We start from the raw sequence: 14,719 nt of genomic DNA, 5'->3' as shown, positions 1-14,719 counted from the left end.
GATTTTCTTTTTAACCATTTATTTTTTTGTAAGTATCAACTAAACTTGAGGCAAATTCGTCAAGTTTTTCAATGTCGTCTTCATCTGGTTCCAAGTTGATTTTAACACCTTCAAAACCTTGAGTGGCGTTAGTCTTCTTGAATTGATTGATGAAGTCATCAACTGAAGTATTGAAGAATTCTTCGTAGAAGATATCACCTGAACCGGCAACACCAAAGACCTTGTTTGACAGGTCTAAGTCACCTAAGTCATCGAAGAAGTCTAATCCTTCTTCTGGAAGGTGACCTTCGTTGTAGGTGTATGCACAAACGACACAGATATCTGCATCTTCAAAATCTTGTGCATCTGTTTGTGAAATTTCGGTTTGGGTAACTTCAGCGCCTAAATCTTCTAGGCCTTCAGTAACGATATCAGCGACGTCTTCGTTGTTACCTGTGATGGTTGCAAAAACTACATGTGCTTTCAAAGTAATATACGTCCTTTCGCAATCTGATAACTAATTATACCAAATGTAAAATGGGATGTTAAATAAAGGAGTGAGAGTAATGGCATCTAAAATCACCATGATTGAAGCCCAAAAGAGAAAAGGGCGTTTTAATGTGTACGTAGATGGGGTATACGCGTTTCCAATCAGTGAAAACGTAATGATTAAATATCGTATCTTTAAGGGGATGGAAATCGACGATGAACTAAAAGAAGAACTAGTCAATGCAGATGACATTTCCAAACTTTACAGTAAGGCGATTAACTTCTTATCCCACCAATTAAGAACCGAAAACGAAGTCGTAAAGAAACTTCAAACTTATAGTGAAAACGAACAACACATTGCTGCAGTCATGCAAAAACTAGTTGAATTAAAGCTAGTCAATGATCAAAGCTACGCTGACAGTTATGTGCGAACAGAAGTGAAGAAGCAGGATAAGGGTCCATCCAACGTCTTTTATAAGCTAAAGGAAAAACAAATCAACGAGAACTTAATTGAAAACGCCCTGAATAACTTCTACTCACACGAAGAAATGATTGAAAACTGCCAAATTCAAGCTGATAAAATTTTCAAAAAACATAAGCGCGACGCGTTTAAAAATCGTTTGGATAAGACTAAGCTAGCTTTGATGAAGAAGGGGTATCCAACCGATGTTGTTTTAAGCGTCATGGAGGACATGGACTTTCAAGTCGATGAAGAAGACCAAATGGATTTATTGAGACAACAGAGTGAAAAGATATGGCATCGTAATCGTAAGTACGACGGGATGCAAAGAGTCATGAAGACCAAGCAAGCACTTTACCGCAAAGGTTTTGATATGGATGATATCAATTCATTTATAGATGATAAAAATATGGATGAATAAAATGGTATAATGATTATTGGAGGTTTCGAATATGTTTAATAAAATTAAAAATTCCTCGATAATCCTATGGACAGTGGAATTGCTACTGGTCGTAAGCATTATCTGGATATGTACAAAACTTGAGTTTATTTTCAGCCCAATTGGGATGTTTATCTCAGCAGTATTCATGCCAATCCTAATCGCTGGGGTATTATTCTACATGCTAAACCCAGTGGTTAACCTAATAATGAAAATTAAAATTAGTAAAACCAAAAGAATTTCCCGTAACTGGGCGATCTTGATCGTATACATATTTCTAATTGGAATAATCGTATATCTATTCTCATCATTTCTACCACGTTTGGTAACTCAGGTAACCAACTTGGTTACTAACCTACCAAAGATTGCAGACGATATTAACCATTATGTGGAAGTGCACAGTCAAAAGGGGATTTTTAAGAAATTCTATTCATCTGAATACATTTCTTCACTACAAAGTTACGTTTATAACTACTTCCAACACAGTTTAGGTGGAATTACTTCTAGTGTCGGATCAATCATTTCAACCGCAGCTTCAGCCGTGATTGTGATGATTACTGTTCCAGTGGTATTGTTCTATATGCTAAAAGATGGTCACAAGATGATTCCAAACGTCGCTAAGATGTTACCGCCAAGAAGTCGTCGTAGAACCATCAAGCTATTAGGCAAGATGAGTGACACTATTTCTCACTACATTGGTGGTCAAATGATTGAATGTTTATTCGTTGGTGTATTTACATCAATCGGATACGTTTTAATCGGCCAAAAGTATGCACTGCTACTAGGGGTGTTTGCCGGAATCTGTAATATCATTCCATACGTTGGTCCATATATTGGGATTATGCCATCAGTATTCGTCGCACTTTCTACCAGTGTAGGTGAATTAGTGTGGGTGGTAATTGTAGTAATCATTGTTCAACAACTAGACGGTAACTTGGTTTATCCAAATGTAATCGGAAAGTCTTTGAATATTCATCCACTAACCATTATAATTATCTTAATGGCTGCCGGAAATATTGCTGGTTTAATGGGAATGATTCTAGCAATTCCACTATATGCGGTTGTGAAAGTGGTCGTACAATATCTATACAGTATTTGGATGATTGAGCAATCACACAAGTGAGTTAGCAAAAACAAAGAGAGACAAAGCAGGAGATAATATGACAAAAGTAATTACTTATGGAACATTTGACCTACTACACAAGGGTCATGTTCGTTTATTAAAACGTGCCAAGGAATTAGGGGACGACTTAACAGTTTGTGTTTCTACCGACGAATTTAACGCTGAAAAGGGTAAGAAGGCTTACACTTCATACGAAGACAGAAAGTATGTTTTAGAAGCTATTCGTTACGTTGATCACGTGATTCCAGAAAACAACTGGGACCAAAAGATTAAAGACGTTGTTGATAACAACATCGACATCTTCGTTATGGGAGATGATTGGGAAGGTAAGTTCGACTTCCTAAAGGACTACTGTAAAGTCGTTTACCTACCAAGAACTGAAGGTATTTCAACTTCTAAGATCAAGAAAGACTTAGGTCTTACTGACGAAGAAGATTGGAAGAAATAAAAAGGACATCCTCGATTTAATCGGGGATGTTTTTTAATTCACATATGGAAGATTGTTTTAATATGTTACAATTGTATTTATATATTATAAAACGGAAGGATTCGAATAATGGGTAATAAAAAAATAGAGCAAAGCGTTGATAAACGTCGTACTTTTGCCATCATCTCTCACCCGGATGCTGGTAAGACTACAATTACTGAACAATTACTATTGTTTGGTGGAATTGTGCGTGAGGCCGGTACCGTTAAGGCTAAGAAGTCAGGTAACTTTGCAAAGTCTGACTGGATGGAAATTGAAAAGAAACGTGGAATTTCTGTTACTAGTTCAGTGATGCAATTTGATTACGCTGGTAAGCGTATCAACATCTTGGATACCCCAGGACACCAAGATTTCTCAGAAGATACTTACCGTACTTTGATGGCCGTTGACTCTGCAGTCATGGTTATTGATGCTGCCAAAGGGATTGAACCACAAACTAAGAAATTATTCCAAATTTGTAAGATGCGTGGAATTCCAATCTTTACTTTCATGAACAAACTTGACCGTGATAGTCGAGACCCAATGGAATTAATCAGCCAACTAGAAGATGTCTTGGGAATCGAAGGATACCCAATGAACTGGCCAATCGGTTCAGGGAAAATTCTAAGAGGACTATACGATCGATACAACAAACGTGTCGAACTATACCGTCCAGAAGATGAAAATAATCCATACTTACCATTGGATGAAGACGGTAACTTGTTAGAAGACAACAAGTTAGCTGAAGACAGTGTTTACCAAGATGCTAAAGAAAGCATGGACCTAATCACTGAAGCGGGTAATCCATTCGACGAAGAAAAAATTAAGAATGGTGAACAAACTCCAGTATTCTTTGGTTCAGCCTTGGTTAACTTTGGGGTAAAGACTTTCTTAGATGCATATCTAAACTTTGCACCAAAACCAGGTGAACACGAAACTGAAAACGATGTTGAAGTAAAACCTGAAAATGAACAATTTACTGGTTTCATCTTTAAAATTCAAGCTAACATGAACCCTAAGCATAGAGATCGTATCGCATTCGTGCGTGTATGTTCTGGAATGTTTGAACGTGGTATGGACGTTACTTTGGAAAGAAACCAAAAGAAGCTACGTCTATCTAACGTGACTGAGTTCATGGCTAACACTCGTGAAAACGTTGAAAATGCCGTTGCCGGTGACATCATTGGTTTGTACGATACTGGTAACTTCCAAATTGGTGATACCATTTACTCTGATAAACGTGATGTTAAGTTTACCAAGCTACCTCAATTTACTCCTGAACTATTCATGAAAGTTTCTGCTAAGAATGTTATGAAACAAAAATCATTCCACAAGGGAATCCAACAACTAGTTCAAGAAGGTGCGGTTCAACTTTACACATCTTACACTACTGGTGACTACATCCTAGGTGCCGTGGGTCAACTTCAATTCGAAGTTTTCCAATTCAGAATGCAAAATGAATACAACTCTGAAGTTGTAATGGAACCAATGGGTAACAAGACTGCACGCTGGATTAACCCAGACCAATTAGACGAAAAGATGTCTTCATCTAGAAACATCTTGGTAAAAGATGGTCATGGCGATCCATTGTTCTTATTCGAAAATTCATTTGCTGAACGTTGGTTCAAGGAAAAGTATCCAGATGTAGAACTTACTTCAAAACTATAAAACGAAAAGAGCTTAGATATTATCTAAGCTCTTTTTTTACGTCATCGGAAACGATATAGTGAAGATTATTAATTTCGACCCATTGGAGATCGTTTTGATCAACAATCTCTTGGGTAACGATGAATGAATTACCATTGTGCAAGAATCCGATACAGCTACCATAAGGGAAGTTGTAAACGGCCACACTCTGATGATTATTGTTTTCAATCGTTGCTGGGTAGTGGACCTTTTTAATCTTCCATGAGTTCGTGTTGGTCAGTTCCTTAGCGAATGGATATTGCATTCTAAAGAAGTTTCTATCGACGATCCATTGGTTTGGTCCGATGTTTAACCACAGAGCGTCGTCAGTGGTGACTTGATAAAATACCTTCCAAATACTTTTCTTTGGTAACAAGACGTGTAGAACATCACCGTTAGTGTCGTTGTACACTCTGGTGTATTCTCTTAAACGAATGTAGAAAGTGTCCTTTTGGACGCTGTGCCAATCGTTTCGACGGTAGTAGATGATTAAATGCTTCATGTAGTCATCAAAGATACCGTTTGAATCACCTGAATAGTTGATTAGTTTAAAACCAGATAGTTCTGGGATGTTAATTTGAAATTCATTGTTATATTTACCGATTGCCATTTGAGGAAGACGAATCATTGAATATGTATCATAGTTAATGAAGAAAATATTAACTGGTTTTCCATTCAATCGATTATATTGAAGGGTGACTTCGTTATCTTCTTTTTGCATGTAGGTTGAAATACCTTCGATTTTGAATAGAACATAGTGATCAAAATCGGGGATGATGAAACTGACTGGATCACCGACGAATCCGTGAATTACATTGAACTCGTGAAGATAGTGACCGTCTTCATCTACATAGTATATGGTCATCTTTGCCCTTGGTTTAGGAGAAGAGGAAGAGGTTTCTTCAATATCATCGGTGGGTGCTTCTACAGGTTCATCAACGGGTTGCGTTGTGAAATCTGTGAAGTCATTTTCTTGTGGTTCATTTGGTTTACGTTTGGGTTTAAACAAACGAATGATGTCATGAATAAAATGAAACATACCTTTTCCTCCTCTCTAATAACCATATTAACATATGATAGTACAAAAAAAGTTAAAAAAACAGCTAAGAATAAGTCTTAGCTGTTTTTATATCTATTCAATTATTTTGCGTTAACGAATACCTTGTTTTCGTCGTTGACCTCAACGCTCAAATGTTTGCTGCTTGGGTTGTTTAGATAGTAGTCAGCGACCTTATCTTCAACTTCTTCTTGGATTACACGGCGAAGTGGACGGGCACCCATTTCTGGGTTGTAACCTTTTTCGACCAGTTTATCCTTGGCAGCATCTGAAACATCGATGGTGATACCACGGTTTTTTAGCATCTTGTTAACGTTTTCTAGCATCAAGCTGACAATCTTCTTCAAGTCATCCTTGCTTAGTTGGTTAAATTCGACGATATCATCGAATCTGTTTAGGAATTCTGGTTTAAAGTAATCACCCAACTTATTCAATACTGAATGAGTCTTGTTGTTAGCTTCGGCACCAAAACCAACACTGGCAGTTGAAGCACCGGTACCGGCGTTACTTGTCATGATGATGACAGTATCCTTGAATGATACGGTTCTTCCCTTAGAGTCGGTCAAACGACCATCGTCCAGAATTTGTAGGAAGGCGTGGAGAACGTCTGGGTGAGCCTTTTCAATTTCATCGAAAAGAATTAGACTGTATGGATTTCTTCTTACTTTTTCGGTTAATTGACCGGCTTCATCGTAACCAACATATCCAGGAGGTGAACCGATTAGTTTAGAAATGGAATGTGGTTCACGGTATTCGGACATGTCGAATCTAATCATTGCTTCCTTGGAACCAAATAGTTGCTTAGCTAATTGCTTTGCAAGTTCAGTCTTACCAATTCCGGTAGTTCCTACAAATAGGAATGATCCGATTGGACGACCGGTTCCGTTGAAACCAATTCGGTTACGCTTGATAGCACGAGCAACTTTTTCGATTGCTTGGTTTTGTCCAATTACGCTACCAGCTAGCTTCTTGTCTAAGTCCTTTAGATTATCCTGTTCTTGTTCTTGCAATTGACCAACAGGAATCTTGGTGATGGATTCGATAATTCCTTCAATATCTTTCGTAGATACAGTAGGGTAGGTATTATCTGATTCATCGAAGTCCTTCAACTTGTAGTTTAATTCTTCAATCTTATCACGATAGAAGGCGGCTTTTTCGTAGTCTTCCTTTTGTAGGGCATCCTTCTTTTCACTTTCGCACTTGCTTAGTTCTTCCTTTAAATCATCAGGAGACTTAACGTCTGATTTGATATTAAGCTTAGAACCGGCTTCATCGATTAAATCGATGGCCTTATCTGGCAAGAAGCGGTCTTGGATGTAACGGTTTGATAGGTAAACCGCAGCTTTGATGGCATCATCACTGTATTTAACGTGGTGATACTTTTCATAACGCCCCTTGATACCGTTTAAGATATGAAGCGCTTGTTTCAATGAAGGTTCATCAACTTGGACGGTTTGGAAACGACGAGCAAGCGCAGAATCCTTTTCGATACCACGGTATTCGTTTAGGGTAGTAGCACCAATTAGTTGGAAACTACCACGAGCTAAGGCAGGTTTTAAAACGTTTCCTGCATCCATGGCACCGTCGGCATTACCGGCACCCATAATTTCATGAATTTCATCAATAAATAAGATGATGTTCTTGTTTGATTGAACTTCCTTGATTAGTTCTTGCATTCTTTGTTCGAATTGACCACGCATGGATGTTCCTTGAACAATGGATACAACATCTAATCTGATAACACGTTTGTTCTTTAACTTATCTGGAACTTCGTGATGAGCAATCTTTAGTGCTAGTCCTTCGACGACAGCAGTCTTACCAACACCGGCTTCACCAATTAAAACAGGGTTGTTCTTGGTTCTTCTGTTTAGGATTTCAATCACACGATCGATTTCCTTATCACGACCGATAACAGGATCAATCTTGTTCTTTCTTGCTAAGTCGGTTAAATCATATCCATATTTTTCTAACACAGAGTTGGAATTGTTATTATTGTTATTTTTTTGCTGATTATTCTCAGGACGGCGGATAGAATTTTGATTGCTTTGATTCATCGCGTTAAATAAGTCATCTAAGCTACTGAAACCAAATGGATCATTCATCATATCAACACCTCCGTTATTACGATATTGCTCGGATTGTTGACTCAACTTTTGGTAACAGTCCTGACAGATATCAATATGTCTCTTTTCGCCATTGAAATTGACGAGTAAATGAATGGTTGCCTCATTTATATGGCAGTTTTCACATTTCATACGACTGCTCCTTTCTGAAAACAACTAAATGGTTAAAGGCTATTTTGACCTTTACTGACCATTTGTAAAATTATTATAACTCATCGTACATTTAGTGCAAGCAATTTGATTAGATTAAAATAATTCCTATTTTTTTCATATTTTTTAATTATGATATGTTTTAATTAGTGGCAATCGTATATAATATATATTGAAAGAGGGAATATAATTATCGCAGATAAGAATTATACTGAATTATTAAATGACCTAAAAGACAACAAAATCAAAGAATTGGTAGTCAAACCCGACGAGTTCACTGAGTTTCAAGTTGCATACATGAACTTTGATACCAGAAAGCGCGTGATAGGGAAGGCCGATCAGAACGGTGTAATTACGTATACTTACCTATCTGATAGTGGTACCAATAGTTAAAAATGTTGAGTTTTATCACATTAATTGATATTCTAAAATTAGTATAAGAATAAAAGGAGATTTTCAAAATGGAAAAACGTCAATTTAAAGTTGTTTCTGAAACTGGAATCCATGCTCGTCCTGCAACACTTTTAGTTCAAACTGCTACTAAATTCAAATCAGAATTAAAACTAGAATACCTTGGCAACACTGTTGACTTAAAGTCAATCATGGGTGTTATGTCATTAGGTGTTGGTCAAAACGCCGAAGTAACTGTTATTGCTGATGGTCCTGACGAAAAAGACGCAATTGAAGCAATTGCAAAGTCATTCAAAGATGAAGGATTAACTGATTAATTACAAGTTATATATGGTACGTCTATTAAAATAATGAGTCAGAAATATTTTATGTTTGGTTGTCATAATAGTTCATTGTCATTATTGAACGAATATGGAAACAACTACTTCGATAGAATTGTTCTGGCTCGTTTTTTTTATTAAAATAGGGAATTATGGCATTCACATGAGTTTGCAATGCAAACAGCAAAACAATATAATTACAAATAATTAATAATAAAAGAAAAGGAGGTGCTACTATGAATATTGGAATTTTTACGGATACTTATTTTCCACAGGTTAGTGGGGTTGCCACATCCATTAAGACATTAAAAGATCAATTGGAAAAAGATGGGCATCAGGTGTATATCTTTACTACAACTGATCCTCACGTTGATAAGGCCACATACGAAAAGAATATTTTTAGATTTTCCAGTATCCCCTTTATTTCTTTTACTGACCGCAGAATCGCGGTAAGGGGAATGATCCAAGCTTATCAAATTGCTAAGAAACTTAACTTGGATATTATTCATACACAGACTGAGTTCTCAATGGGAATTATCGGTAAGTTCGTGGCGAAGTTCTTAAGAATCCCATGCGTACATACTTATCACACCATGTATGAAGACTACTTGCATTACGTAGCCAAGGGTAAGCTATTAAGACCGGTACATGTTAAAGATGCAACCTTAGCGTTTTGTCACAACATGTCAGGGGTAGTGGCGCCAAGTAAAAAAGTATTAGACACGTTAGTTAGATACGGGGTAAAGAGTCCGATTAGGATTATCCCAACCGGAATTAATATCAATAAATTTGCGACTCAATCTGATTTTGATTTACGTAAATATTTAGGGGTAGATAAGGACGCTCCTGTGTTATTATCAGTGAGTCGTTTGGCTTACGAAAAGAACATCAAAGAATTAATTAATTGCATGCCAACAATCTTGGCTGACAAACCATTAACCCAATTAGTGATTGTGGGGGATGGACCAGCCGGAGAAGACTTGAGAAAACAAGTCGATGACATGAAGCTAAATGCCAACGTTAAATTCGTTGGTGAAATTAATAACGATGAGGTATATAAATATTACCGAGATGCCGACTTGTTTGTATCGACATCTAATTCTGAATCACAAGGTTTAACTTATATTGAAGCAATGGCTGCCGGAGTTAAGGTAGTGGTTGCATCAAGTCCATATACTGAGGACCTATTAAGTGATAAGGCACTAGGGATGACCTTCTCAAATAAAGATGGCTATGTTTCAAGCGTATTGGAATACTTGAATCAAACTAAAGCTAAACCAGATCAATCAAAGGAAGAACTTAGACAAACTAAGTTACATGAAATATCATCTGAAAACTTTGCCAATCGAATTGTGGCCTTTTATAAGAGTGCCCAATTAGATTTCAACAAAGAATTTAGCGATGATAATGGGATAAGCGACTAGGAGGATTTATGATAAAAATAGATATGTTTTCAACTGCCGACAAGGTAAAGGGACAAGGAGTTGGTAGTGCCTATCTAGAGTTAATTAAATTAATGGAAAAGCGTTTTTCAGAGGAGTTTGACATTGAAATCAATGATCCGAAGAAATCTGATATTACTCACTACCATACAATTAATCTAAGATATTACTTCTCTACATTCCAAAAGAAACGTGGAAGAAGAATTGGGTATGTGCACTTCCTACCAGAAACATTGGAAGGAAGCTTGAGTTTGCCCAAACCAATCAAATGGATTTTTTATAAATATGTAATTGCGTTTTACAAACGAATGGAACATATTGTAGTAGTTAATCCAACTTTTATACCTAAGTTGGAAGCATATGGGATTAATCGTGATAAAATTACTTACATTCCAAACTTCGTTAGCAAGAAGGAATTCTATCCTTTCACCGAAGACGAAAAGTTGGCTGCTAGAAAGGAACTTGGTATCGATAAAGACAAGTTCGTCGTAGTGGGAACTGGTCAGGTGCAAACTAGAAAGGGAATTCTTGATTTTGCCAAACTAGCCGAAGAAAACCCAAATGTCGAATTTATTTGGGCAGGTGGTTTTTCATTTGGTAAAATTACTGATGGATACAAGAACTTAAAACTCTTGGTAGACAATCCACCCGCAAACCTTAATTTCCCAGGAATCGTGGATCGTGATAAATTAGTTCAATACTACAACGTTGCTGATTTATTCTTACTACCATCATTTAACGAATTGTTCCCAATGTCAGTACTGGAATCATTCTCTTGTGGAACTCCAGTAATGCTTAGAAGTTTAGATTTATATAAAGAAATCATCAGTGGGTACTATGAACCATTTACTACTTTTGAAGAAATGAATGATAGTTTACATCGCTTAATTGATAATCGAGATGAACTAAAGGAATTGTCTGATAAAGCACTAGCTGCATCTGATTACTATTCAGAAGATCATCTAGCTTCAATTTGGCATAAATTCTATAAAGGTCAGATAAAAGAGGGATAGTAATGTTGAAGAGAAATGTAATAACGTTCTTTATGATGTTTCTAATCGGGATACTGATTTTTTGGTATTTCATCAGAGATATCAATATGGATGTATTGATTGCAGATTTTTTTACTATTAATTGGTGGTGGATTGCCGTTGCCTTCCTATGCATGTTGCTATACTTAGGATTAGAGGCGGTGGTTACTAAGACAATCGTGGATACCCAAGTTGATCACTTTACTTGGTGGGATGCGATTAGAGTTCCATTGGTAGAACAACTATTCAACGGAATCACACCATTCTCATCAGGTGGACAACCAGGACAACTATATGTAATGGTTCAAACGGGCGTGGATGCTGGTAAGGCCAGTTCAACGCTCTTGATGAAGTTTGTTGTCTTTCAAACCATGATAGTAATTAATTTCATTTTGAGTCTTATTGTCGGTTTTCAATACGTGGAAGAAAAGCTACACTATCTAGCTTTGCTGGTATTGTTTGGCTTCTTCGTTCACCTATTTGTCATTGTCGCCTTGTTATTAATCATGTATTGGTATACATTTACTAAGAAACTGGTTGATAATTTGGTAAAACCACTTAAAATCTTTATGAAGGATGAAAAGTATCTTTCATTTAAAGAGATGTTAGACAACAAAATCGATACATTCCATATGGAAAGCATCAGAATCGCTAAACAATGGAAGCTAATGTTAAAGATTATTGTTATTACTTTCTTCCAACTAGCTTTCTACTACCTAATTCCATACTTCATCATCTTGGCATTAGGATTTGATCAAGTTAACATCATCATGATTGTTAGCTTACACGTATTAATCTTTATGATAATCTCACTATTCCCAATTCCAGGAGGAGCTGGGGGAGCAGAGTACAGTTTTGAAACTTTGTTCAAGAGTTTTATCACCAATAACACAAAGTTAATTCTCGCGTTAATTGCTTGGCGCTTGATAACTTATTACTTAGGAATGATTTTAGGGGCGGTAGCATTCTTTATTCGTCCCAATAAGATTGATAAGTAAATTTACTAACACTTTATATTTTTTATTTTGGAGGCATAGAAATGTCTAGTCATATTAAGAACACCAGAAAGTTCTTTAATACAAAATTTGGCTTTTTTGTATTAATTGTGGCCTTATTCTGGTTGAAAACATATATTTCATACCGTATTGATTTTACCTTAGGTGCAAAGGGTGGCATTCAACAATTCCTATTGGCTGTTAACCCACTACCAGCTGCATTACTAATCTTTGGTATTGCTTTGTACTTTAGAGGTAAGCTAGCTTACTGGCTAATGATTATTATTGATTTAATCGAATCAATTTGGATTTTTGCCAATGTTTTATACTACCGTGAATTCTCTGACTTCCTATCATTTGGAATCATCAAGGGTTCTGGTACTGTTCAAAACAACCTTGGTAAGAGTTTAGCTGAAATCTTACATCCATTAGATTTCTTCGTATTTATCGATATCATTGTATTGATCTTATTACTACTATTCAGAGTAATTAAGGTGGACCATGCTCCATTTAAGAAGAGAAACGCCTTTGCAATCACCATCTTATCTTTAGTATTGATGTTTGCTGAATTTGGTGTATCTAATGCAGATAGATCAGGTCTATTAACAAGAACTTTTGATAACAACTACATTGTTAAGTACCTTGGTTTAAATGAATATGCAGCATTTAATGCATATCAAACCCACAAGGAAAGTCAAACTAGAGCTGAAGCTAAACCATCTGATTTAAATAGTGTCCTTACATATCTAAAGCATAACCGTAGTAAGTCTAATATCGAATACTACGGTAAGGCTAAGGGTAAGAATGTCTTTATCATTCATTTGGAAAGTTTCCAACAATTCTTAATTGATTACAAAGTTGATGGTAAGGAAGTAACTCCAAACCTAAACAAGTTCTACCATAACCAAAACACATTATCATTTGATAACTTCTACCACCAAGTAGCACAAGGTAAGACCTCTGATGCTGAAATGATGCTAGAAAACTCACTATTCGGTCTACCTGAAGGATCAGCAATGGTTACTTATGGTACTCAAAACACATACCAAGCTGCACCAGCTATCTTAGCTCAAAAGGGTTACAGTACTGCTGCATTCCATGGGGATGTGCCTAGTTTCTGGAATAGAGATAATGCATACAAGTCATGGGGATACCAATACTTCTTTGATTCAAACTACTACACTGAAAAACCATCATACAGTGTCGGTTACGGTTTGAAGGATAAGATCTTCTTTAAAGATGCTGCACAATACATCCAACAATTACCACAACCATTCTATGCAAAACTAATTACACTAACTAACCACTATCCATATGAATTGGATAAACAAAACGTATCATTCCCAGCAACTAAGACTGGTGACAATACTGTTGATCCATACGTACAAACTGCTCACTACTTAGACCAAGCTTTTGGTGAATTCATGAATTACCTAACTAAGACAGGTCTAATGAAGAACAGTATGATTGTGCTATACGGTGATCACTATGGTATTTCAAACAACCATAGACCAGCTATCGCTCAATTACTACACAAGAAGTCTATTAACAGCTTCGACTTAGCACAATTCCAAAAGGTTCCATTCATGATTCACATGGACGGACTAAAGGGTGGAATTGACCACACTTACGGTGGAGAAATTGACGTATTACCAACACTATTACATCTATTGGGTGTAAGGGACGATAATACTATCCAATTTGGTAACGACTTGTTATCTAAGAAGAGAAACCAAGTTGTTGCATTCAGAAACGGAGACTTTGTATCTCCTGAATACACAGTAGTAGGTGGAAGTGTATACCTAACTAAGACTGGTAAACAAATTACACCAAACAAGAAACAAGCTGCTGAAATCAAGAAGATGCAAAACCACGTTACTACAGAACTATCTCTATCAGATAAGGTAGTACTAGGTGACTTACTACGTTTCTACAATCCTAAGGGCTTCAAGAAGGTAGATAAGAAGTCATACAGCTACAAGTATGCTGATGGAATGAAGCTTCTTAAGGAAATGGATAAAAAGAAGAAGACTGATCTATTGAATAAGTTGAAGAAGAAAGATACTTTGAACTTATACAAGACAGACGCACCTGAATTAAAATAGTTTCAAAACAAAAGGACGACTTTAAAAGTCGTCCTTTTTATTTTTAAATTAATGTTGACGCGGTGTCGATATTTTGATAATATAAATATTGCTGTTGATGAGGCGGTCAAAAACCTCGTTAAAACGTTAAAAAATCAATAAAAAAACTGTTGACTTTACGTTAACAAGATGGCATAATATTTATTGTTGTCGATGAGCGACAAACGTTGATGTGAAAACATTCATCAACGAAATAAATAAAAAAAGTTATTGACACAGTGTTGATAATTTGGTAATATTAAATAGTTGTCAATTGAGACAACACTTGATATTAAAGGGTAGATCTTTGAAAACTGAACAAGATTGATAATCGATGATGTGTAAGGAACTTACAACTTGGTTGTAAGAATTAAACATTGCGAAGTCAATTCGCTTATAAAATAACAATTTATTCAGAAGAGCTA

The 14,719-nt window shown here is 36.3% G+C and carries 12 protein-coding genes; 9 read left to right on the top strand and 3 right to left on the bottom strand.

What is annotated here, in order from left to right; translation table 11 throughout:
* Positions 1-10: 10 nt before the first annotated feature.
* The gene (locus tag ACOMA7_RS06590) at positions 11-466 is read right to left on the bottom strand and encodes a flavodoxin (protein ID WP_176589797.1); all 456 of its coding nucleotides are present in this window, start codon (positions 464-466) and stop codon (positions 11-13) included.
* A gap of 79 nt (positions 467-545) precedes the next feature.
* Between ACOMA7_RS06590 and recX the strand changes: the two genes are divergently transcribed.
* The 4 genes from recX (at position 546) to ACOMA7_RS06570 (ending at position 4,624) form a co-directional block, all read left to right on the top strand.
* The gene (recX, locus tag ACOMA7_RS06585; RefSeq protein WP_421392813.1) at positions 546-1,349 is read left to right on the top strand and encodes a recombination regulator RecX; all 804 of its coding nucleotides are present in this window, start codon (positions 546-548) and stop codon (positions 1,347-1,349) included.
* A 31-nt stretch (positions 1,350-1,380) separates the two neighbouring features.
* Positions 1,381-2,490, top strand: coding sequence for an AI-2E family transporter (locus ACOMA7_RS06580; protein WP_057198157.1), 1,110 nt, complete (start codon positions 1,381-1,383; stop codon positions 2,488-2,490).
* Positions 2,491-2,527: 37 nt separating this feature from the next.
* Positions 2,528-2,938, top strand: a complete 411-nt coding sequence (tagD, locus tag ACOMA7_RS06575) for a glycerol-3-phosphate cytidylyltransferase (protein ID WP_353485618.1) — start codon at positions 2,528-2,530, stop codon at positions 2,936-2,938.
* Positions 2,939-3,046: 108 nt separating this feature from the next.
* The gene (locus ACOMA7_RS06570) at positions 3,047-4,624 is read left to right on the top strand and encodes a peptide chain release factor 3 (protein WP_421392809.1); all 1,578 of its coding nucleotides are present in this window, start codon (positions 3,047-3,049) and stop codon (positions 4,622-4,624) included.
* A gap of 19 nt (positions 4,625-4,643) precedes the next feature.
* Here the strand turns inward: ACOMA7_RS06570 and ACOMA7_RS06565 are convergent, their stop codons facing one another.
* Together ACOMA7_RS06565 and ACOMA7_RS06560 are read right to left on the bottom strand one after the other, a co-directional pair.
* Entirely contained in the window at positions 4,644-5,681 is a 1,038-nt protein-coding gene (locus tag ACOMA7_RS06565) for a MucBP domain-containing protein (protein ID WP_421392806.1), read from the bottom strand.
* A gap of 101 nt (positions 5,682-5,782) precedes the next feature.
* Positions 5,783-7,954: an ATP-dependent Clp protease ATP-binding subunit gene (locus tag ACOMA7_RS06560; protein ID WP_263505290.1), complete on the bottom strand. Its 2,172-nt coding sequence runs from the start codon at positions 7,952-7,954 to the stop codon at positions 5,783-5,785.
* A gap of 479 nt (positions 7,955-8,433) precedes the next feature.
* On the opposite strand from ACOMA7_RS06560, the gene ACOMA7_RS06555 reads away from it, so the two are divergent.
* The 5 genes from ACOMA7_RS06555 (at position 8,434) to ACOMA7_RS06535 (ending at position 14,276) form a co-directional block, all read left to right on the top strand.
* Positions 8,434-8,700: a phosphocarrier protein HPr gene (locus ACOMA7_RS06555; protein ID WP_034531608.1), complete on the top strand. Its 267-nt coding sequence runs from the start codon at positions 8,434-8,436 to the stop codon at positions 8,698-8,700.
* A gap of 239 nt (positions 8,701-8,939) precedes the next feature.
* On the top strand, positions 8,940-10,127 hold the full coding sequence (locus ACOMA7_RS06550; protein WP_034534830.1) for a glycosyltransferase family 4 protein: 1,188 nt from the start codon (positions 8,940-8,942) through the stop codon (positions 10,125-10,127).
* Between the two features lie 8 nt (positions 10,128-10,135).
* Positions 10,136-11,158, top strand: a complete 1,023-nt coding sequence (locus ACOMA7_RS06545) for a glycosyltransferase family 4 protein (protein WP_421392801.1) — start codon at positions 10,136-10,138, stop codon at positions 11,156-11,158.
* Between the two features lie 2 nt (positions 11,159-11,160).
* Positions 11,161-12,174: a lysylphosphatidylglycerol synthase transmembrane domain-containing protein gene (locus tag ACOMA7_RS06540; protein WP_421392798.1), complete on the top strand. Its 1,014-nt coding sequence runs from the start codon at positions 11,161-11,163 to the stop codon at positions 12,172-12,174.
* A gap of 41 nt (positions 12,175-12,215) precedes the next feature.
* Positions 12,216-14,276 carry an LTA synthase family protein gene (locus tag ACOMA7_RS06535; protein ID WP_421392796.1) on the top strand — a complete coding sequence of 687 codons (2,061 nt, stop codon included), beginning with the start codon at positions 12,216-12,218 and terminating at the stop codon, positions 14,274-14,276.
* The last annotated feature ends 443 nt before the right edge of the window (positions 14,277-14,719 follow it).

Source organism: Apilactobacillus intestinapis (assembly GCF_049166695.1).
GTDB lineage: Bacteria > Bacillota > Bacilli > Lactobacillales > Lactobacillaceae > Apilactobacillus > Apilactobacillus kunkeei_C.
The sequence above is the reverse complement of the archived record's forward strand: the minus strand, read 5'-3'. Positions and strand labels throughout refer to the sequence as shown.

Coding starts and splice junctions, on each gene's coding strand:
- ACOMA7_RS06555 (WP_034531608.1), top strand. CDS start 8,434: ATGGAAAAACGTCAATTTAAAGTTGTTTCTGAAACTGGAATCCATGCT.
- ACOMA7_RS06560 (WP_263505290.1), bottom strand. CDS start 7,954: ATGAAATGTGAAAACTGCCATATAAATGAGGCAACCATTCATTTACTC.
- ACOMA7_RS06565 (WP_421392806.1), bottom strand. CDS start 5,681: ATGTTTCATTTTATTCATGACATCATTCGTTTGTTTAAACCCAAACGT.
- ACOMA7_RS06550 (WP_034534830.1), top strand. CDS start 8,940: ATGAATATTGGAATTTTTACGGATACTTATTTTCCACAGGTTAGTGGG.
- ACOMA7_RS06545 (WP_421392801.1), top strand. CDS start 10,136: ATGATAAAAATAGATATGTTTTCAACTGCCGACAAGGTAAAGGGACAA.
- ACOMA7_RS06535 (WP_421392796.1), top strand. CDS start 12,216: ATGTCTAGTCATATTAAGAACACCAGAAAGTTCTTTAATACAAAATTT.
- tagD (WP_353485618.1), top strand. CDS start 2,528: ATGACAAAAGTAATTACTTATGGAACATTTGACCTACTACACAAGGGT.
- ACOMA7_RS06570 (WP_421392809.1), top strand. CDS start 3,047: ATGGGTAATAAAAAAATAGAGCAAAGCGTTGATAAACGTCGTACTTTT.
- ACOMA7_RS06580 (WP_057198157.1), top strand. CDS start 1,381: ATGTTTAATAAAATTAAAAATTCCTCGATAATCCTATGGACAGTGGAA.
- recX (WP_421392813.1), top strand. CDS start 546: ATGGCATCTAAAATCACCATGATTGAAGCCCAAAAGAGAAAAGGGCGT.
- ACOMA7_RS06540 (WP_421392798.1), top strand. CDS start 11,161: ATGTTGAAGAGAAATGTAATAACGTTCTTTATGATGTTTCTAATCGGG.